Genomic DNA, 20969 nt, shown 5'->3' on the forward strand with positions numbered 1-20969 from the left:
CCGGGGGGCCCGCGCCGGGCGGGGCGCCCGCCTCTTGCTTTCAAGTGATCAGCGCTCACTGCCCCAGAAGATAAGGGCCAGCATGCCGGGACCGGTGTGGGTACCGATGACCGGGCCGATGGGCGCCGTCTGGATCTCGCTGTCAGGGAAGGACTCCTGCACCAGAGCTTTCAGCTCTCCCGCTTTCTCAGGGCTGTCACCGTGGCCAATGACCACCAGTTTACCCATGGAGGGCTCCCAGCCCTTCTTCATCCGGGCCAGCTGGGCGGACATGGCCCGACGGCCGCCTCTGAGCTTCTCGGCCACCTCCAGCTTCCCCTCTTCGGAGACGTGGAGCATGGGCTTGATCTGAAGCGCCGTACCCACAACCGCAGCGGCAGTGGAGACACGGCCACCGCGGCGCAGAAACTCCAGGGTATCCACTGTGAACCAGTGGCAGACGGAGAGCCGGTTGACCTCCACCCAGTCGCCCAGCTCATCAAGGCCCATACCCTCGGCCTTTTTACGGACCGCCTCCCGGACCAGAAAACCCTCGCCCACAGAGGCGCAAAGAGTATCGACACAGCGGATGATACGCTCCGGGAAGGATTCGCGCAGCTCCTCGGCGCACATCTGGGCCGTCTGGTAGGTGCCGGACATGCCGGAGGTGAAGCACAGATACAGAATGTCCTCACCAGCCTCCAGGCAGGGGGTGAAATGCTTGAAATATACGTCAGGGCGGATCTGGGTGGTGCTGGCGGTAGCACCTCTCCGCAGGGCGGCATAGAACTCCGCCACCTCCAAATCTCCGCCCGGCCCATAGATCCGGCTCTTCCCGTTCAGGATCACCTCCATAGGGAGGACGGTCACCTCTGGGAACCTGGCCATCATCTCCGGGCTGTGATCGGCGGTGGCGTCGGTAAAGATCCGGTAGGCCATGGCTTACTCTTTCGCGCAGCCGGCGCAGGCGCCACAGTCGTGGCCGCTCTCAGCCCACAGCCGGTCAGCGGTGGCCTTCCAGTTCTCGGCGTAGGGGGTGGTGCGGTCGCACAGGGTATCTGCCGCCTCAGGGCTCTCGTAATCGGTGGACTTGGCACCGGTGGCCTTGACCATGGCCCGCAGCTTCTCCGGATTCTCCAGCATGGGGCAGGGACGGAGCATGTTCTTGTTGAAGGGCTGGCCGTCGTGGTAGGCCATGAAGATGGGGGACTTCAGGGCGTCCAGCAGGCTGCAGTCGCGGATGTTCACGTTGGAGTAGTGGATGAACACGCAGGGCTCCACATCGCCGCGGGCGTTGATGTGCAGGTACCGGCGGCCACCGGCGATGCAGCCGCCCACGTACTCGGCGTCGTTCTGGAAGTCCATTGCGAAGATGGGCTTGGAGCCGCGGAAGGCGCGGATGCGGCGGTACATCTCGGTGCGCTGCTCCGGAGTGGGAAGCAGTTCAGTGGCGGCACCGCTGCCCACGGGCATGTAGTGGAAGAACCAGATGAAGAGGGCACCGGCCTCGATGATCATGTCGTAGAACTTCTCGCTGCTCACGTCGGCGTAATTCTGGCTGGTATAGCAGGTGGAGATACCGAAGGGTAGCTTGTGGTCCTTCAGTAGCTTCATGGCGTGCATGACCTTCTCAAAGTCACCGCTGCCGCGGCGACCGTCATTGGCATCGGAGAAGCCCTCCAGGCTGATGGCGGGGACAAAGTTCTTCACCCGCAGCATCTCCTGGCAGAAGTCCTCGTCGATAAGGGTGCCGTTGGTGAAGGAGAGGAACTCACAGTCGCTGTGCTTCTCGCACAGCTTCAGGATATCGGCCTTGCGGACCAGAGGCTCGCCGCCGGTAAAGATGTACATATAGGTGCCCAGCTCCTTGCCCTGGGTCACGATAGAGTCCAGCTCCTCAAAGGTCAGGTTCAGCCGATTGCCATACTCGGCCGCCCAGCAGCCGGTGCAGTGCATATTACAGGCGCTGGTGGGGTCCAGCAGGATGGCCCAGGGCACGTTGCAGTTCTCCTTCCGGGCGACCTCCTCCTGGGTGGCGCTGCCCTGAAGGCTGGCATTAACGATGAAGTTGCGGAAAAACGCCTTCCGCACACCGGGGTCCAGGGCGTAGACCTTCATAATCAGGTCATACCAGTGGTTCTTCTCCTCGATGGACTTGCGGAACGCCTGACGCTGAGCAACGTACCAGTCCTCGGGGACCAGCTTATCCACCAGGTTCATGACCTTGGGAATATTGGTTTCGGGATCTTTTTCCAAATAGGCAAGGGCCTGGGTGACAGCCGCGCTGATGGCAGCGCTCTTGGCTTTCTCTGCAATGCTCATTATGATCAACCTCATTTCTTCTCTGCCTGCTCCGCCGCTTCTCAGAATTGCCTTGGATTTTTCTGTTTGCTTTCATTTTAAAGCGGGAGCACCTTCGATGTCATGGGACAGGGTGAGAAAAGTGAGACATTTTTTGACACTTTTCAAAATTGTCACCTTTCGGGACATTTCATCCAAATTGTCCCTTTTCTTCCGCCGGCCCGCTTTTTATGATAGAACTACTGTAATGTCCCAGAGGTCAATGCCATGCGCCTTGTTCGCACGGCCTTTTGTCGTGCACATTTATCTTGTTAAAATGTGACGGCTGCTCTGCGGGACCCAGTTTTCGTTTCCAGGAGGGGAGCAAATGGATCAAGACGCATTTAAACGCGCTGTGGTAGAATCTGTTGTGGACCGGAGCCTGCGTGACATCCGGCGCAATCCCCGGCGCGGCATCCGGAGATTGGCTGACCTGGGCGATATGACGGCTGCCGGTCCCTATCAAAAAAAATTTCTTACCATGATTCGCCGCATGCTGGAGCAGGAGGACAGCCCCTATTATACTATGGTGTGCAATGCGGTGCGGTCGGCGGACAGCGAGCGTCTGAAGACCTTCGGTATCAATTTCGGATGGAACTGTCTCACCGTCGGCACCAAGAAGATCCGCACCCTGGAACAGACCCAGACCTGGAGCATTCCCTGGTCTCTGACCCTCCACATCGGTGGTGGGCCCGAGGATCTGGACGCCCATATCCTAATTCGGATCATCCGCGAGGGAATGAAGCTGGGGATTTACACCTACTTTCTTTTTCCAGACGGCATGGGCCGCTCCATCTCTACTGCCCTGGACGCAGTCACAGCGTCGGAGGACTGCGCCTTCTTTCTCTTTCTTCCGCCGGAACAGACGGATGCCAACGTCATTCAGTCCCTTACGGTCCCCCGAAACCTGATGCTCGGTATCAGCAGCGAAGGTCCGCAGTGGCAGTCTCTGGCCACCCAGCTTCGTCAGGAGGGTGCCCTCTACTTCCTCTATCGGACCTATGACGGCCCCGACGAGGCCTTGGATATCGCCTCCGGCAAGTGGGCGGATCAGCTCTCCCCCCTGGCCGGCATCGGCAGCATCTGCGTGGCGGGCCAGGACTGTCCCGCTCAGTGCGGATCTCAGGTCTACCAGTATGCTCGGCGCTCCCGGATCGAGCAGCGCTATCCTACCCTGGTCCTGGACTACTATCTGGACAATCTTTATACTGACGCCTACATCTCTCACACCGCTTGTCTGTCCGGCGTCTGTCCCAACGGTGAGCTCACACGCTTCCAGGATGGTCGGGAATATCCAACCGGGCTGTCGGTACGCTCTGCGCATTTGGATGAGGTCCTCTCGCAAATCCCATCCAGACCCATGACCCCGCCCCAAGAAAGCGGTTGCTTTTAAAAACATATGCCGTACGCGGTCAAAATAGAAGTCGAATCTTTTCAACTGATGCTCGGGACCTGCCAGCGCAATTGCACCGGCGGGTCCCGGGCTTTTTCTGCCTCTACAGCAAGGTAAAGCCTTGTCCTCCCCCCCCCTTTATGCTATAATTTTAATGGTTTACCCTTCCCGGCGTTTTGCCGCGGAGACGCATTTTCTACCGATGGAGGTATTTCAAATATGATCAAGATTACCCAGTCCCCCGTCCTCTTCCAGGGCGGCGCCTTCGTACCCACCTCGCCCAGACCCGCCGCAGAGCGGACTGGCACCATGGCCTACGGCATCCTGAAGGCCCACAACACCCTGGACGGTATGGACCGCCTGGCCATCCGCTTCGACGCCATGGCCTCCCACGACATCACCTACGTGGGCATCATCCAGACTGCCCGGGCCTCTGGCCTCAAGGAGTTCCCCCTGCCCTACGTCCTCACCAACTGCCACAACTCCCTGTGCGCCGTGGGCGGCACCATCAACGAGGATGACCACGTCTTCGGCCTCTCCGCCGCCAAGAAGTACGGCGGTGAGTTTGTCCCCGCCCACCAGGCAGTCATCCACTCCTACATGCGGGAGCGGTATGCTGCCCCCGGCCGGATGATCCTGGGCTCCGACTCCCACACCCGCTACGGCGCCTACGGCACCATGGCCATCGGTGAGGGCGGTCCCGAGCTGGCCCGGCAGCTTCTCTGCAAGACCTACGACATCGCCTACCCCAAGGTCATGGCCATCTACCTCACCGGCGCTCCCCGGCCCGGCGTGGGTCCCCAGGACGTGGCCCTGGCCCTCATTGGCGCCACCTTCAAGGCCGGCATCGTGAAAAACTCCGTCATGGAGTTCTTTGGTCCCGGTGTGGCCAATCTCTCCATGGACTACCGCTCCGGCATCGACGTCATGACCACCGAGACGGCCTGCCTCTCCTCCGTGTGGTCCACCGACGACTACACCAAGGCCCACCTCACCGCCCTGGGCCGGGGCGACCAGTTCCAAGCCCAGGCCCCCGCCGAGGGCGCCTACTACGACGGCGTCATCGAGGTGGACCTATCCGCCGTCGAGCCCATGATCGCCCTGCCCTTCCACCCCTCCAACGCCTACACCATCCGGGAGTTCAAGGCCAACATGGCCGACCTCCTCCACCAGGTGGACGTGGACGCCGCCGAGCAGCTGGGCGTCAAGAACGCCGCTCCCCTGGAGCACAAGATCGTAAACGGCCAGTTCCACGTGGACCAGGGCGTCATCGCCGGCTGCTCCGGCGGCATCTACCAGAACCTGGTCCGGGCCGCCGAGATCCTGGGCGGCCAGCCCATCGGCTCCGACGCCTTCTGGCTCTCCTGCTACCCCGGCTCCATGCCCATCAACCTGGAGCTCACCAAGAAGGGCTATATCGCCTCCCTCATGGCCGCTGGCGCCTCCATCCGCTCCTGCTTCTGCGGTCCCTGCTTCGGCGCCGGCGACGTGCCTGCTAATGGCGCTTTCTCCATCCGCCACTCCACCCGGAACTTCCCCAACCGGGAGGGCTCCAAGCCTGGCGAGGGCCAGATCTCCTATGTGGCCCTCATGGACGCCCGGAGCATCGCCGCCACCGCCCGCAACGGCGGCATCCTCACCGCCGCCGACGAGCTGCCCGACGTGCCCGCCGACCGCCCCGACGAGTGCTGGGCCTATGACGACTCCGCCTACAAGGCCCGGGTCTACTTCGGCGTGGGCAAAGCCCAGCCGGACACCGAGCTGGTCTACGGCCCCAACATCGCCGACTGGCCGGAGCAGATCCCCCTGCCGGAGAACCTTCTCCTCACCGCCGCTGCCGCCATCTACGACCCCGTCACCACCACCGACGAGCTTATCCCCTCCGGAGAGACCTCCTCTTACCGGTCCAACCCCCTGCGCCTCTCCGAGTTCGCCCTCTCCCGGAAGGACCCCCAGTATGTCCCTCGGGCTAAGGCCATCCAGGCAGAGGAGACCAAGCGCCGGGCCGGTGAGACCACTGATGCCCTCATGGGCCACGATCCCAAGACCACCGGCCTGGGCTCCTTTGTCATGGCTCTCAAGCCCGGCGACGGCTCCGCCCGGGAGCAGGCCGCCTCCTGCCAGCGGGTGCTGGGCGGCTGCGCCAACCTGTGCGCCGAGTTCGCCACCAAGCGTTACCGTTCCAACGTGGTCAACTGGGGCATGCTGCCCTTCCAGGCCGCCGACGTGAAGGACTGGAACATTCAGCCCGGCGACAAGCTCTATATCCCCGGCGTCCGCGCCGCCCTGGAGCGGGGAGACGAGTCCATCCCCGCCGTCCTCATTCAGAACGGCCAGGAGAAGAACGTCACCCTCACCCTCCCCGGCATGACCCAGGAGGAGCGGGACATCGTACTGGCAGGCTGCCTCATCAACTACTACGCCAAATAATTTCCCCACACCAAACGCGGGCCGGAGCACATCTGGCCCGCGTTTTTGTTTTACAAATGTCCAGCGATGAGGTATAATATATGCTGTTAGAAAATCAAAACCATTATGAGGTGTTCCCGTGAAAAAAACCATGCTCTCTCTGCTCCTCTCCGGCCTGCTCCTGCTCACCGCCTGCGGCGGCGGGACGGCGGCCACCCCCGCGCCGGTGGAGGACAACGATACCATTCACATCCTGGCCACCACCTACCCCGTCTACCTCTTTACCACCGCCGTCACTGAGGGCGTTGAAGGGGTGGAGGTCACCCGTCTCATCCAGGAAGAGATCTCCTGTCTCCACGATTACACTCTCACCGTCAACGACATGAAGGCCATCGAGGCCGCCGATGTCATCGTCATGAACGGCGTGGGGCTGGAGGACTTCATGTCCGACGCCCTGGCCACCTCCGACGCCCCCGTCATCGACTGCTCCGAGGGGGTGGAGCTCCTGGAAGCCATGGGCCACGAGGGCCACGACCATGACACCGAATACGATCCCCACATCTGGATGGACGAGGGGAATGTCTCTGTCATGCTGGAGAATATCACGAAAGGGCTGTCCGACCTGGACCCGGACCACGGGGAGACCTACGAGGCCAACCGCGCCGCGGCCGACGCCGCCCTGGGTTATGACGCCGACAAGCTCTCCCAGCTCTCCGGAAAGCCTCTCATCACCTTCCATGATGGCTTCCAGTACTTTGCCCAGGCCACCGGCCTGGACCTGCTGAAGGCCATCGAGGAGGAGGAGGGTGCCGAGGCCAGCGCCGCCGAGATCAAGGAGATCGTGGGCCTCATCGGGGAATATGACATCCCCGCCATCTTCACCGAGAAGAACGGCTCCGACGCCACTGCCCAGGCCATCTCCCGGGAGACCGGCTGCGGCGTGGCCCAGTTGGACCTGGTCATGAGCGGCGACGGCAGCGGCATCCAGCCCTACGTCGACGCCATGAACCAGAACATCGACACAATACTGGAGGCCCTGGGATGAGCGTACACAAGCACGACGACCTGCCCGCCGGGGCGGGGTGCTCCCGGGCCTGCTGTCTCCGGGCCGAGGGCCTGGGGGTGACCGCCGGGGACCAGGTCATCCTCCACGACGTGGACTTCCACCTCCACTGTGGGGAGATCACCGCTCTCATCGGCCCCAACGGCGCAGGCAAATCCACTCTTTTCAAGACGGTGTTGGGCCAGCTTCCCCATACTGGGACCATCGATTTCCAGCAGGCGGGCGGCAAACACACCCGCCCCCTCATCGGCTATGTACCTCAGTCCCCTTCCTTCGATCGGGGCGACCCGGTGAGCGTGCTGGACCTCTTTTCCGCCTCCATCTCGGACTGGCCCGTCTTTCTCCCCACCCCCAAACGGCTCCGGGCCCGGGTGGCCGAGTGCCTGAGCCGGGTCCACGCCGAGGGCCTCATCGATAAGCGCATCGGCGCCCTCTCCGGCGGCGAGCTCCAGAGAGTGCTGCTGGCCATGGCATTGGAACCGGTTCCCCACATTCTCATTCTGGACGAGCCCCTCTCCGGTGTGGACATCGAAGGGGAGAAGCAGCTCCTGGACATGCTGGACGAGGTGCGTACCCAGTACGACCTCTCCATCCTCCTTTCCACCCACGACTTTGCCACATTGGAGGAGTATGCCGACAAGGTTATCCTCCTCCAGAGCACGGTCCTCAAGGCGGGCAAACCCGCCGAGGTCCTCACCTCCCCCGAGTTCCGTGAAGTCTTCCACCTGACCCTGGGAAAGGGGGTGGTGTGATGGAGCTGTGGTATGCCATCGTGGACCTGCTGCCCTTTGAATGGGCTCAGCCGGGCTCCATGTACTTCATGAAAAACGCCCTTCTGGCGGTGCTGGTCATCTCCCCCCTCTTCGGCCTCCTCTCCACCATGGTGGTGGAAAGCCGCATGTCCTTCTTCTCCGATGCCCTGGGGCACTCCGCCTTCACCGGGATCGCCATCGGCACCCTCCTGGCCTCCGCCTGGAAGCTCTTCGCCGGGGTGGACCCCATGTGGATCGCCGTCCTCTTCGCCCTGGCCTTCTCCCTCCTCTTCAGCGTGGTCCGGCGGCGGACCAGCCTGGCCAGTGACACCGTCATCGGCGTTTTCTCCTCCACCGCCGTGGCCCTGGGCATCTTCCTGGCCACCTTCGGCGGCGGCAGCTTCACCAAGTACAACGCCCTCCTCATCGGCGACATCCTCAGTGTGGAGCCGGTGAAGATCGGCCTCATGGCCCTCATATTGCTGGTGGTCGTTGTACTGTGGGTGTGCTCCTTCAACCAGCTCATGCTCTCCTCCGTCCACCCCGCCCTGGCCGACAGCCGGGGCATCCGGGTCTTCTGGCAGGAGGCCCTCTTCTCCGCCGCCATCGCCGTGGTGGTGACGGTGACCATGACCTGGGTGGGTCTGCTGGTCATCAACTCCCTGCTGGTCCTCCCCGGCGCCGCCGCCCGGAACGTGGCCCGGAACATGCGGCAGTACCACCTCATCTCCCTTCTGTCTGCGCTGGCCGCCGGCATCGCTGGGCTCCTCACCTCTTACTATATCGGCTCCTCCGCGGGCGCTTCCATTACCCTCTACCTGGCGATCTTCTTCGCCGTGACATTCTGTTTCCGAAAACAAAGACTGTGACACAAGGAGGTATTACCATGGCAACACTGCTTTTTCAGGGACACGCCAGCTGCCGCATCACCACTCGGGCCGGTGCGGTCATCTACATCGACCCCTTTGCCGGCGAGGGCTACGACCTGCCCGCCGACCTGGTGCTCGTCACCCACGAGCACGGGGACCACAACGACCTGAGCAAGGTGACACTCAAGCCCGACGGCGTGGTCATCCGCTCCGCCGACGCCCTGGCCGGCGGCCAGTACCACAACTTCGACGTAGCCGGTGTTCACATCCAGACCGTCCCCGCCGGCAACCGCAGCCACGACCCCAAGGAGTGCGTGGGCTACATCCTCACCATGGACGGCACCACCCTCTACCACGCCGGTGACACCTCCACCATGCCCCATATGAGCGTCCTGGCGCCCCGGAAGCTGGACTGGGTCCTCCTCCCCGTGGATGGCGTCTACAACATGGACCCCGCCGAGGCCAGTACCTGCGCCAAGCGCATCAGCGGCAAGCACACCATCCCCATCCACACCGACCCCAGCTACCAGTACAACCGCACCCAGGCCGACCGGCTCTCCTGCTCCGGTAAGGTGCTGCTGGAGCACGGTCAGAGCATCGAACTTTAAACACACGCATATAACCGGCCGCCCATCATGGGTGGCCGGTTTTTTATTTTTTGTCAGTATCATGTAAAATGCCGGTGTTTCTATTGTCTTTTTTGGAGCAGAATGATAAAATTATCTTGTCCCATACCCGTAATTCATGGAATGATTAGGAGGAATAGAAAGATGAAGCTCGGAAAACGGCTGCTGCCCATCCTGCTCACCCTGAGCATGGCGGCATCCATGCTCCCCGCTGCTGCCCTGGCCGCCGAGGCCGACACCGGTGAGAAGCATATCACCATCCTGGGCACCTCGGATATGCACGGCAATATCTGGGGCTTTTCCTACGAGGACAACGCCGAGAGCACCAACAACGGCATGGCCCGCCTGTACACCTACATCCAGCAGGTGCGCGCGGAGAACCCCAACACCATCCTCATCGACGCCGGTGATGATATCCAGGGCACCATCATGACCGACGACCTCTACAACAAGACCCCCGAAGAGCCCCATCCTGTCATCACCGCCATGAACTACATGGGCTATGACGCCATGACTCTGGGCAACCACGAGTTCAACTGGGGCATCCCCACCATGCAGACCATCCTGGGTCAGGCTGATTTCCCGGTACTGGCCGCCAACGTCACCGATGAGAAGGGCGAGCTGGTCACCGGCGCCGGCTGGACCATCGTGGAGCGGGACGGCGTGAAGGTGGCCATCATCGGCGTGGTCACCCCCGACGTGCCCATCTGGGACGGCGGCAAGGAGGGCATCGACGGCGCCACCTTTGAGGCCGCCAACGTGGCCGTGGGCAAGGCCATCGACGAGATCGGCGACCAGGCCGACGTGATCGTGGTCTCCGCTCACATGGGCATGTACGCCGAGTTCGACGAGGAGGGCGGCTCCGACTCCGCCCAGAAGATCCTGGATGACAACCCGGAGATCGACGTGCTCCAGGTAGCTCACAACCACGTGGTGGTCAATGAGAAGCAGGGCGACGTGGTCATCGGAGGCGTGCGCAATGGCGGCCGTGACATTGCCCGCTTCGACCTCACCCTGGATGCCGACAACAACGTTGTGGACGCCACCGTGGAAGTGGTGGACATGACCGACGTGGCCCCCAGCCAGGAGATCCGGGACATTCCCCTGGTGGCCGAGGCCCATCAGAAGACCATTGACTACATCGCCGGCGGCACCGACGAGAGCGGCGAGCCTCTGCCTCCCCTGGGCTCCACCACCGCCAAGTTCCAGCCTGAGAACGAGATCCGCGGCATCCCCGCCGGCCGTGTCATGGACACCGCTGTCATGGACCTCATCAACAAGGTCCAGCTGGAGAACTCCGGCGCCGACGTCTCCGCCGCCGCCCTTTTCAAGGACACCAGCGACCTGCCCGCCGGCGACATCAACTACGGCAACATCTTTGACATCTACAAGTTCGACAACACCCTCTACCGGGTCACCGTCACCGGCGCCGAGCTGAAGGCCTACATGGAGTGGTCCGCCGAGTGCTATAACCAGTGGAAGGAAGGGGACATCAACATCTCCTTCGACCCCGAGTATCCCGACTACCTCTACGACATGTTTGCCGGCGTGGACTATGAAATCGACCTGTCCCAGCCCAAGGGCGAGCGCATCAGGAACGTCATGTTCAAGGGCGAGCCCCTCCAGGACGATCAGACCCTGAACCTGGCCGTGAACAACTACCGCTACTCCTCCGCCCTGAAGACCGAGGGTCTCGTCTCCGGCACCAAGGAGTGGGAGTCCTCCAACTCCATCCGCGACATGATCGTGGCCTACTTCGCCGAGCACTCCCCCGTAGCCCCCGAGGTGGACAACAACTGGAAGATCGTAGGCGTGGACCTGAGCGAGGACGATCCCCGCCGGGCCGAGCTCATCAGCTACATCAACGACGGTCTGCTGGACACCCCCTATGCCGCCAGCTACAACCTGGCCGACTACGATGCCCTGGTAGCCCAGGCCCAGGCCAACGCCGCCGCTCAGGCCAACAACGTCAGCGTGGACGGCACTGACGTGGGCAAGGCCTTCACCTACACCGTAGAAGCTGCTGACGGCACCGTCACCTACTACCGCCTCCGTGACATCGCCTTCGCCGTAAAGGGCACCGCCGCCGCCTTTGATGTGTCCTGGGACAACGGCGTGGTCCTCACCGTGGGCGGCACCTACACCGCCGAGGCCGTGGCCGACAGCAACATGTCCCCCACCGCCGTGGAAACCACCCTGTCTGCCCAAGTGGGCGATGAGACCGTGGAGGTCCCTGCCGCCCTTATGAGCCCTGGCAACTACTGTGTCACCGCTGAGGGCCTGGCCACCCTGCTGGGTGCCACCGTCACCGTCACCGACGGCATCCTCAACATCGCCACCAAGTAAATGCCCTGGACAGCAAACCGGCCTGCCGCTCACTGCGGCAGGCCGGTTCTTTTTCTTGTCCTTAGACGAATGGTGCCGGCCGGGTCAAACCGGGCGGGCACCTGGGAAATCAGATGTGAGGCTTACTCCTCGTCGTGGTCGTGACCACAGCCGCAGTCACAGCCGCAGCCGTCCTCGTCGTCACAGTCGCAGTCATCGGACACGGCAAACTGGCTGTGGCAGTTGGGGCACTCGACCTCAAAGAAGTCTTCGTCGTCCTCGCCGCAGCAGCACTCGTCGTCGTCCTCGTCCTCATCGTCCTCGTAGAGAATCTCCTCCACATCGGCCAGGTCGTCGGACACAGCGTCCAGCTCCTCGCCCAGGGCGGTGGTGTTCTCCTCCAGGTCCTCGATGGACATGCCCATCTCCTCCAGGATGTCGATGATGACGGAGATGAGCTTGCCCTCCTTGGACTTCTCGATGTCGATGGCGAGGCCGTCGGCCAGACCCTTCAGATAAGCGACCTTCTCGGTGATCGTCATAATAAACTCTCCTTATCCATGCGGCCACAAAGGGCCTGGTTGTTGGGATCCAAGACTTACTTCTTGCAGCGCTCCAGGTACTCGCCGGACCGGGTGTCGATCTTGATCTTGTCGCCGGGGTTGATGAAGAGGGGCACCTTGATCTCAGTGCCGGTCTCCAAAGTGGCGGGCTTGGTCACGTTGGTGGCGGTGTCGCCGCGGAAGCCGGGATCGGTCTCGGTGACCTCCAGCTCCACGAAGGTGGGGGGCTCCACCATGAAGATCTTGCCCTTGTAGCTGTTGATCTTGCAGGGCATGTTCTCCTTGACGAAGCGGAAGTCGTCGCCCAGAGTGTCCTTGCTCACGGGGACCAGGTCAAAGGTCTCGGGGTCCATAAAGTAGTACAGGTCGCCGTCGTTATAGCTGTACTCCATGTCCTTGCGCTCCACGTAGGCGGTCTCGAACTTAGCGGTGGGGTTGAAGGAGGTCTCGGTGACAGCGCCGGTCATGACGTTCTTCATCTTGGTCCGCACGAAAGCGGCGCCCTTGCCGGGCTTCACGTGCTGGAACTCCACGACCTGCATGACCTGACCGTCCATCTCGAAGGTCACGCCGTTACGGAAATCACTGGCAGTAATAGGCATTGGTACTCATCCTCCAAAAGAAGCATCTGTTTTTCCACGTCGGGGCGCAATGGCCCCTTGCCCATGAATTATCTAAGTTATTTTACCCTATTATTCCCGGATTTGCAAGGGGTTTTCCCCTACTTTCAGAGAATGATCAGTTCTTTGGGCGATTTGGTGATATCGATGCAGCCGTCCGCGGTCAAAACCGTCACATCTTCGATGCGGACGCCGAACTTCCCAGGCAGGTAGATGCCCGGCTCGGCGGACATGACGGTGCCCACGGGCAGCAGGGTCTCGTCCCGGGTATTGGCGTTGGGGGACTCGTGGATCTCGATGCCCACGCTGTGGCCGTAACCATGGCCAAAGTACTCTCCATAGCCGGCGTCCTCGATGACCTTGCGGGCGGCGGCGTCGATGCTCTTGCCGGGGACACCCGCCTTGGTGACGGCGATGCCGGCCTTCTGGGCTTCCAGCACGATGTGGTAGACCTTCTTCATCTCCTCGGTGGGCTCACCCAGGGCCACGGTGCGGGTCATGTCGGAGCAGTAGCCGCCGTAGACGCAGCCGAAGTCCATGGTGATGAAGTCGCCCTTCTGGACCTTCCGCTCGCCGGGGATGGCGTGGGGTTTGCTGCCGTTGGGTCCGGAGGCCACAATGGGGTCGAAGGACATGCGCATGGCCCCGAAGCGGAGCATGTCGTACTGGAGCTTGGCGGCGATCTCCTGCTCGGTCATACCGGGCTGGATGAACTTGCAGATCTCGTCAAAGGCCTTGTCGGTGATCTCCTGGGCCTTTACCATGAGGGCAATCTCCTCCTCGTCCTTGGCAGCCCGGAGGTCATTGACTAACTTCTGGGCGGGCACCAGGGCGGCGGTGAGGCCCTCCTCCCACACGTGGAAGGCGGACACCGACATGTACTCCTCCTCGAAGCCCAGCTTCTGAATGCCGTGCTTATCGATGACCTCCTGGACCATGGCCCGGTAGTTCCGGTTCCTGTCGGTCATGGTGATCTCGGCCCCGGTGATGAGGTCGTTGGCGGCCTCAATGTACCGGGAGTCGGTGAAGTAGTAGCAGACCTCCGGCGTCACCACCACGTTGCCCTCGCCGTGGAAGCCCACGGCGTAGAACTCGCCGGGCTCACTGTTGAGCAGCATGGCGTCGATGCCGTACTCCGGCAGCTTGGCCGCAATGGCTTTGAGATGGTTCATGTAAAAGACTTCCTTTCGTCTTGATTTTATATGGTCATGCCTTTCGGCCGATGCAGTCCAGATAGAGCCCCTTCATGGTCAGGGCGTCCACATCCTGGGTGCCCGCCGACTCACAGATGATGATGGGACTCCAGTCCCGCCGGGCCAGCTCCGCCATCAGGGGGGCCGGATCAGGGCCGAAGTCCTCCTGGTCAAAGGTGAGGTGGACCTTCTCCCCGCCGTTGGGGGTGAAGGCGATCTTGGAGAAGTGGCTGTGGAAACGGCTGGCCCGGTCGGGACCCAGCAGTTCCTCCACCCGGTCCAGCATCTTCACCGTGGCTTCTAGGCCCTCCAGTTCCCCCAGGGAGCGGGCGTAAAGATGGCCAAAGTCGATGCAGGGCAGGAGTCGCTCGTCCAGCTGGCACAGCTCCAGCACCTCGTCCAGATCCCCCAGCTGGTTGATCTTGCCCATGGTCTCGGGACACAGGGTGATGTGGCCAAAGCCCTCCCCGTCACAGACAGCCATGACCTCCCGCAGGGATTTTAAGGCGATATCCAAAGCCTCCCGCCGGGTGCGCTTCATGAGGGCACCGGTGTGGACCGTGACCCGCGTGGCCCCCATCCAGTCCGCCGCCTGACAGGCAGAGAGAATGTAGCCCGTGGTCTTCTTCAGGCTCTCCGGGTCTGGGTTGGCCAGATTGATGAAATAAGGGGCGTGGAGGGAGAGGGCGATGCCGCTGGCCTTGGCGGCCTCACCCACGGCCCGGGCCGTCTCCTCCCCTATATTGACCCCCTTGCCGCACTGGTATTCAAAAGCATTCAGGCCCCTCTCTGCCAGCCAGGCAGGGTATTTGACCGAACTCTTGCCCTTATAGTTTTCCGCCTGTCCAGCGGGTCCGAATCGTACGCTAATACGATCACTCCTTCCTCGTCCGGCGCCGTCCCAGGGCCCGGAAGGGCTCCTCTACGGCGTACCGGAGATAGCGGCCGGGGTTGCCGGCCAGCTCTATGGGCTCCACCATGAGGGCCAGTACCCCTGTCCGCTTGGCGCCCAGAATATCGGTAAAGATCTGATCTCCCACCATGGCGGTTTGGGCACTGGTGCGCCCCATCTGCTCCATGGCCCGGAGGAAGCCCCCGGACTTGGGCTTGCCTGCATGGCCCCAAAATGGCACCTCCAGCGCTTTCGCAAAGCACTCCACCCGATTCGGCTTTCGGCTGTTGGAGAGAATACAGAGCGCTACCCCAGATGCCGCCAGATCGTCTTTCCAGGTCCGCAGGGCCTGGTCCGGCTCCATCTGGGTGTACTTTGCCAGGGTATTGTCCAGGTCGGCCAGCAGCAGGGTGATCCCCCGCCGGGCCAGGACTTTGCCGTCGATCTGATAGACGGAGGGATAGACCCCGTCCGGGATGAGAGAAAAAGCCATACTGCACCTCATGAAACTGATCTTGTCCGCATAGACTGCATTATACCAGTTTCCAACAAAATGGACAAGGGGGAGCAATGCGCATGGGAACGAGATCCCAACTGATTCTGGCCGTCCCGCCGGACGAGGTGACGGCGGCCCAGACCTACGGCCTCACACTGGCCCACGTGGCCTACCGGGTTGGGGGAGGCCCCCACCTGTTCCGGTCCAACCTACCCATCCCGGTCCGGGGCGGGCTCATGTACATCGACGACAGCGGCTTTGACGGCCGGGGCACCCCGGACACCTTCTGTCAGGAGGTGGTCCGGGAGTGTTCCGCCCGGGGGTTCGGGGGCGTCATTTGCGCCTTTGACCGGAGCCTCCCCCTACTCTCCACCATAGTGGCCCAACTGGGTCCCATGCTGGCCCGGCAGAACCGGAGCTTTTACGTCTCAGAGCCCTACGGCCGCCATACCGCCGTTGGTCGGGTCCTGATCCCCACCGCCCTCTCCGGCGGCAGCCTTCGACAGCGGCTCAGTGAGGCAGCGGAGCGCTACGGCACTGGCCGGGTGGCTCTGGCGGTAGAGCGGTCGGCAGAGGATTTCTTCCTCCCCTCTCCCACCGGCCAGGGTCGTCCCCTCACCCGGGAGGAGCTGGAGGCCAAGCGGAAGGAGCTCTCCCCATCTATCTTCTTCTCCGATGAGTTATGCGCCCGGTATTTCACCTACATGAACCGTCAGAGCGGCGCCCACTTCGTCCTCTTTGACGACGCCGGCTCCATCCGGAAAAAGCTGCGGCTGGCCGAGGCCTTGGGCATCGACCGGGCGTTGCTCTTCTACCCCGAGGTCTCTGACCTGCTGCCGGACATTCTGGCCTGAAAAACACGAAAGCCCAGCGCCTTGCGACGCTGGGTCAAAATGCCGGTACTTTTCCGGCCCGAACAGGCCGGAAAAGTCTTCGCTGTGCTCACTGCGCCGCAAGCGCCGCGGGGCATTCGATCTCACGCGAGGCAGGCCGCCGCCCCCTCGCGCTCCCCTGCCGGGACATGGGCCGTGTCTGAAAATCTCATCCCGCAGCAATACGAAAGCCCAGCGCCTTACGGCGCTGGGCTTTTATGCGCATCAATAGAACTTCTTACGGTTCTTACGGGCGGCCTCGGACTTCTTGCGGCGCTTGACACTGGGACTCTCGTAGTGCTCGCGCTTACGCACCTCAGCCAGCACTCCGGACTTGGCGCAGCTGCGCTTAAAACGCTTCAGAGCGCTCTCCAGAGACTCGTTTTCTCTCACATGGACTTCCGACATCTATTTCCCCTCCCTCCGAAGTGATGGGAGAACCACCACATAAAGGGCCATATTTATGGCTTTAACAGTAGTATTATATGCAATTCTGCGGTACTTGTCAAGAGGTCAATTCCGCCGCGTCCGTGCTCTTTTTCCACAAGTGGTGGAAAAAGGTACGAGACCCATACTCAGGCCTTGGGCTTCATCACCACGTTGACCAACTTATTTTTGACCACGATGGTCTTGACCACCTGCATAGTCTCCAGCATCTTGGCCACCTTGTCCAGAGCCAAAGCGGCGTCCACACAGGTCTGGTCGTCGCTGTCCAGTGGCACGGTGACGGTGCCCTTCAGCTTACCGCCCACCTGGACAGCCAGGGTGACCTCAGCCTCCACGGTCTTGCTCTCGTCATAGACGGGCCAGGATTGCTGACAGGCCATGGCGCCGGTCTCGGCAGCGTAGCCCATGGTCTCCCACAGCTCCTCCACCATGTGGGGAGCGAAGGGGGAGAGGAGCAGCAGCAGGGCCTTGTAGTCGCCCTTGGAGCAGCCGTTGGCGTAGAAATCGTTGACCATGGCCATGAGGGCGGCGATGGCGGTGTTGAACTTCATGGCCTCGATATCCTGGGAGACCTTCTTGATGGTCCGGTGGATGCAGCCCTCGTTGGCGGCGCTGTATTCCATGCTGTCGGTGGCCTGCTCGGAGAGATTCCACACACGGTCCAGGAAGCGTTTACAACCCTTCACGGCGTTGTCGCTCCAGGCGGCAGCCTTCTCAAAATCGCCGATGAACATGATATAGGTGCGCATGGTGTCGGCGCCGTAGGCGGCAATGACATCGTTGGGGTTGACCACGTTGCCGCGGCTCTTGGACATCTTCTCGCCACCCTCGCCCAGGATCATACCGTGGGAGGTGCGCTTCTGGTAGGGCTCCTTGGTGGGCACCACGCCGATGTCGTAGAGGAACTTGTGCCAGAACCGGCTGTACAGCAGGTGGAGGGTGGTGTGCTCCATGCCGCCGTTGTACCAGTCCACGGGAGACCAGTACTTCAGGGCCTCGGGAGAGGCCAGGGCCTTGTCGTTGTGGGGGTCCATATACCGCAGGAAGTACCAGCTGGAGCCGGCCCACTGGGGCATGGTGTCGGTCTCACGCTTGGCGGGACCGCCGCAGCAGGGGCAGGTGGTGTTGACCCAGTCGGTCATCTTGGAGATGGGGCTCTCGCCGTCGTCGGTGGGCTCATAGCTCTCCACATCGGGCAGCAGCAGGGGCAGCTGGTCCTCGGGCAGGGGCTGCCAGCCGCACTTGTCACACCACACCATGGGAATGGGCTCGCCCCAGTAGCGCTGACGGGAGAAGACCCAGTCGCGCAGCTTATAGTTGACCTTGGCCTTGCCGATGCCCTTCTCCTCCAGCCACTTGGTGATGACGGGGATGGCGTCCTTCACGGTGAGGCCGTTGAGGAAGTCGGAGTTGACCAGAATACCGGTCTCGTCCTTGGCGGTGAAGGCGGCCTTCTGCACGTCCTCGCCGCCGGAAACCACCTCGATGATCTCACAGCCAAATTTCTTGGCAAACTCCCAGTCGCGGTCGTCGTGGGCGGGCACGGCCATGATGGCACCGGTGCCGTAGGTGGCCAGGACGTAGTCGGAGATAAAGATGGGGATCTCCTTGCCGTTGACCGGATTGACGCCTTTCACACCGTCCAGACACACACCGGTCTTCTCCTTGTTGAGCTCGGTGCGCTCCAGGTCGGACTTGGAGGCGGCGGCGGCCTGGTAGGCCTTCACGTCGTCGGCGTTCTTCAGGACGCCGTTCTCCAGCCAGCCCTTCACCAGGGCGTGCTCGGGGGAGAGGACCATATAGGTGGCACCGAAGAGGGTGTCGGGCCGGGTGGTGAAGACCACGATGTCCTCGCCGGTGGTGGCCTTGAAGGTGACCTCGGCGCCGGTGGAACGGCCAATCCAGTTCTTCTGCTGGATCTTCACCCGCTCGATGAAGTCCAGGTCGTCCAGGTCGTCAATAAGGCGCTGGGCGTACTCGGTGATCTTGAGCATCCACTGGCTCTTCTCCTTGCGGATGACGGGGGAGCCGCAGCGCTCGCACACGCCCTCCACCACCTCTTCGTTGGCCAGCACGCACTTGCAGGAGGTGCACCAGTTCACGGGCATAGTGGTCTTGTAGGCCAGACCGTGCTTCCACAGCTGGAGGAAGATCCACTGGGTCCACTTGTAGTAGCTGGGGTCGGTGGTGTTGATGACCCGGTCCCAGTCAAAGGAGTAGCCCAGCATCTGCAGCTGCTTGGTGAAGTTGGCAATGTTGTCGTGGGTCACCTTGGCGGGGTGGATGTGGTTCTTGATGGCGTAGTTCTCGGTGGGCAGGCCGAAGGCATCATAGCCCATGGGGAACAGCACGTTATAGCCGTCCATGCGGCGCTTCCGGGCCACCACGTCCATGGCGGTATAGGGCCGGGCGTGGCCCACGTGCAGGCCCTGGCCGGAGGGGTAGGGGAACTCTACCAGCGCGTAGAACTTGGGCTTCTCGCTGTGGTCGGGGGTCTTGTAGGTCCCCTCGTCGTGCCACCTTTTCTGCCATTTGGGCTCGATGCTTGCGAAATCGTACTTCAAAGCGATCACACTTCCCTCTATTTCTGCGCCGAAGCGGACGCTTCGGCAAGTATCGGTAGAAATCCGTACTATTATATCCGATAACCACAGTGATTGCAAGGGCCGCCACCGTTTTTTCCCTGTCTCTCCCATCCCCGGCAGGTAAAAAAATACCGGGCGGTCACTGCTGACCGCCCGATGCTCGACTATCATTCGTTTTTCTCATACCGGCGAAGTGGCAAGGCAATGCTCAAAACTACCGTAAGAGCGGCCAGACCCAGAACTGAAATGCCCCCCCTTACCGCCCCTCCGTACGATCCAAAGATCGGGAGAAAATCGGGTACCAGCAGGCAGAGAACTGCCAGCATACCGGCTCCCACCAACATGGCTCGAGATTTTAATATTGGTGCTAAACAGGTATTTCGGAAGGACCATAAAGTTCCAACCAGCAGCCCCACCATAGCCAATAGCATGGAACAGAAAATGATGAGGTGTGTCGGACTCATCTTCATCCCCGGCACCCACATGGTCGTCCAGAAAGGTGTTTTCCATGTGACACCGCTGGCATGTGTCCAATAGATTTGTTGTGTCGCATACACCGTCCAGGCACACCATATTCCCGCCCGACGGCGAACTTTCAGGCAGATAATCCCGCACAGGACCGGCACAGATAAGAGCAGCACTACGGGCAATAGTCCATCTGGGCCGCAAAAGAAAAGTACCGTCAACAGGCCCAGCAGCCCCACCGCCAGCAACACGCCGCCCGCCACTGTCCGGGCCAGTGAGACATGGCAGGTCCCCTCCGCCGGCACCGTAGGAGTGACCTCCTGCTTTAACTCCTCGTCCGCCGCCTCTCCCTTCACCAACCGGTCCAGGGTCACGCCGAAGAGCTCGCTGAGCCGGACCAGCTTGTCCAGCTCGGGCACCGAGGCGTCGGTCTCCCATTTGGACACCGACTGCCGGGACACCCCCAGGGCGTCGGCCAGGTCGCCCTGGGACAGCCGTTTTTCCGCCCGCAGGCGGGCGATGTTTTCTCCCAATGTCATGGGCAAGCCTCCCTTCTGTTCGGCCTTAGAGTAGCAGGCAGCGAACAGTTTTGTCCACCAAGCCGCCTTGGAATGTGCGCAACCAGCGGTTGCATCTCCACATTTCTGCCCCAAAATCGCAAAACGGGCGTCCCGGAAGCCTTTCCGGGACGCCCGCCGTTGGGAGTCAAACGCCCTCAGTTGGGCTTCAGAATATCGCTCAGATCTACTTCCGCTGCGTCTTTCCACAGCCGCTCCAGATCATAGAACTTTCTTGCCTCGTCCATGAAGAGGTGGACCACCACGGAGGAGAAATCCATGAGGATCCAGGTGCCGCCCCGGTGTCCCTCGATGTGGTGGGGCAGCTCGCCGTGCTCCTTCATCACCTTCTCGCACTCGTCGGCCAGTGCCTTCACCTGGGTGGTAGAGGTGGCGGTGCAGATGACAAAGTAGTCGGCCAGGGTGGTGAGGGCGCCGGTCTCCAGGACCTTGATGTCCAGGCCCTTCTTACTGTCCAGGGCTCCGGCGATGGTCAGTGCCATTTCCTTAGACGTCATAGACG

General features: G+C 61.7%; 19 protein-coding genes. 8 read left to right on the plus strand and 11 right to left on the minus strand.

The genetic code is table 11. From position 1 onward, the window contains the following. Positions 1-48: 48 nt before the first annotated feature. Both ACTNBK_RS06155 and ACTNBK_RS06160 read right to left on the minus strand, forming a co-directional pair. The gene (locus ACTNBK_RS06155) at positions 49-918 is read right to left on the minus strand and encodes a DegV family protein (protein ID WP_441144523.1); all 870 of its coding nucleotides are present in this window, start codon (positions 916-918) and stop codon (positions 49-51) included. Positions 919-921: 3 nt separating this feature from the next. Then, positions 922-2301 carry a radical SAM protein gene (locus tag ACTNBK_RS06160; RefSeq protein ID WP_441144525.1) on the minus strand — a complete coding sequence of 460 codons (1380 nt, stop codon included), beginning with the start codon at positions 2299-2301 and terminating at the stop codon, positions 922-924. 346 nt (positions 2302-2647) lie between these two features. Here ACTNBK_RS06160 and ACTNBK_RS06165 point away from each other — a divergent pair, with 346 nt between their 5' ends. The 7 genes from ACTNBK_RS06165 to ACTNBK_RS06195 all read left to right on the plus strand — a co-directional run bounded on the left by ACTNBK_RS06165 (position 2648) and on the right by ACTNBK_RS06195 (position 11777). After that, positions 2648-3712 (plus strand): hypothetical protein, encoded by a 1065-nt coding sequence (locus ACTNBK_RS06165; RefSeq protein WP_441144527.1) that lies wholly within the window; start codon positions 2648-2650, stop codon positions 3710-3712. A gap of 219 nt (positions 3713-3931) precedes the next feature. After that, positions 3932-6142, plus strand: coding sequence for a hydratase (locus tag ACTNBK_RS06170; protein WP_441144528.1), 2211 nt, complete (start codon positions 3932-3934; stop codon positions 6140-6142). A gap of 118 nt (positions 6143-6260) precedes the next feature. Next, complete coding sequence (locus ACTNBK_RS06175) at positions 6261-7166, plus strand: metal ABC transporter substrate-binding protein (RefSeq protein ID WP_441144530.1); 906 nt, start codon at positions 6261-6263, stop codon at positions 7164-7166. Further along, a complete protein-coding gene (locus ACTNBK_RS06180) occupies positions 7163-7936 on the plus strand; it encodes a metal ABC transporter ATP-binding protein (protein WP_441144532.1) in 774 nt (257 codons plus the stop codon). Before ACTNBK_RS06175 ends, ACTNBK_RS06180 begins: the two co-directional genes overlap by 4 nt. Further along, positions 7936-8805 carry a metal ABC transporter permease gene (locus tag ACTNBK_RS06185; RefSeq protein ID WP_441144534.1) on the plus strand — a complete coding sequence of 290 codons (870 nt, stop codon included), beginning with the start codon at positions 7936-7938 and terminating at the stop codon, positions 8803-8805. Before ACTNBK_RS06180 ends, ACTNBK_RS06185 begins: the two co-directional genes overlap by 1 nt. A 17-nt stretch (positions 8806-8822) precedes the next feature. Beyond that, positions 8823-9413 (plus strand): MBL fold metallo-hydrolase, encoded by a 591-nt coding sequence (locus ACTNBK_RS06190; protein ID WP_441144536.1) that lies wholly within the window; start codon positions 8823-8825, stop codon positions 9411-9413. 162 nt (positions 9414-9575) lie between these two features. After that, the gene (locus tag ACTNBK_RS06195) at positions 9576-11777 is read left to right on the plus strand and encodes a bifunctional metallophosphatase/5'-nucleotidase (RefSeq protein ID WP_441144538.1); all 2202 of its coding nucleotides are present in this window, start codon (positions 9576-9578) and stop codon (positions 11775-11777) included. A 122-nt stretch (positions 11778-11899) separates the two neighbouring features. Here ACTNBK_RS06195 and ACTNBK_RS06200 read toward each other — a convergent pair whose 3' ends face one another. The 5 genes from ACTNBK_RS06200 to ACTNBK_RS06220 form a co-directional block, all read right to left on the minus strand. Next, positions 11900-12298: a CD1247 N-terminal domain-containing protein gene (locus ACTNBK_RS06200; RefSeq protein ID WP_441144540.1), complete on the minus strand. Its 399-nt coding sequence runs from the start codon at positions 12296-12298 to the stop codon at positions 11900-11902. Between the two features lie 56 nt (positions 12299-12354). Continuing rightward, on the minus strand, positions 12355-12921 hold the full coding sequence (efp, locus tag ACTNBK_RS06205; RefSeq protein ID WP_441144542.1) for an elongation factor P: 567 nt from the start codon (positions 12919-12921) through the stop codon (positions 12355-12357). Between the two features lie 125 nt (positions 12922-13046). Beyond that, positions 13047-14111, minus strand: a complete 1065-nt coding sequence (locus tag ACTNBK_RS06210) for a M24 family metallopeptidase (RefSeq protein WP_441144543.1) — start codon at positions 14109-14111, stop codon at positions 13047-13049. Positions 14112-14145: 34 nt separating this feature from the next. Continuing rightward, positions 14146-15003 (minus strand): TIM barrel protein, encoded by an 858-nt coding sequence (locus ACTNBK_RS06215; protein WP_441144605.1) that lies wholly within the window; start codon positions 15001-15003, stop codon positions 14146-14148. A 4-nt stretch (positions 15004-15007) separates the two neighbouring features. Then, positions 15008-15517, minus strand: a complete 510-nt coding sequence (locus ACTNBK_RS06220) for a YqeG family HAD IIIA-type phosphatase (protein ID WP_441144545.1) — start codon at positions 15515-15517, stop codon at positions 15008-15010. An 83-nt stretch (positions 15518-15600) separates the two neighbouring features. On the opposite strand from ACTNBK_RS06220, the gene ACTNBK_RS06225 reads away from it, so the two are divergent. Continuing rightward, a complete protein-coding gene (locus tag ACTNBK_RS06225) occupies positions 15601-16374 on the plus strand; it encodes a hypothetical protein (protein ID WP_441144547.1) in 774 nt (257 codons plus the stop codon). Between the two features lie 243 nt (positions 16375-16617). Here the strand turns inward: ACTNBK_RS06225 and rpsU are convergent, their stop codons facing one another. From rpsU to rsfS, 4 genes are all read right to left on the minus strand, one after another. Then, positions 16618-16800 (minus strand): 30S ribosomal protein S21, encoded by a 183-nt coding sequence (gene rpsU, locus ACTNBK_RS06230; RefSeq protein ID WP_050618074.1) that lies wholly within the window; start codon positions 16798-16800, stop codon positions 16618-16620. 167 nt (positions 16801-16967) lie between these two features. Then, entirely contained in the window at positions 16968-19403 is a 2436-nt protein-coding gene (gene leuS / locus ACTNBK_RS06235; RefSeq protein WP_441144607.1) for a leucine--tRNA ligase, read from the minus strand. 188 nt (positions 19404-19591) lie between these two features. Next, complete coding sequence (locus ACTNBK_RS06240; protein WP_441144549.1) at positions 19592-20428, minus strand: helix-turn-helix domain-containing protein; 837 nt, start codon at positions 20426-20428, stop codon at positions 19592-19594. A 176-nt stretch (positions 20429-20604) separates the two neighbouring features. After that, a complete protein-coding gene (rsfS, locus tag ACTNBK_RS06245) occupies positions 20605-20964 on the minus strand; it encodes a ribosome silencing factor (protein WP_294515765.1) in 360 nt (119 codons plus the stop codon). Between the last annotated feature and the right edge of the window lie 5 nt (positions 20965-20969).

It is taken from the genome of Intestinimonas sp. HCP28S3_D6 (assembly GCF_052065695.1).
Classification (GTDB): domain Bacteria; phylum Bacillota; class Clostridia; order Oscillospirales; family Oscillospiraceae; genus Intestinimonas.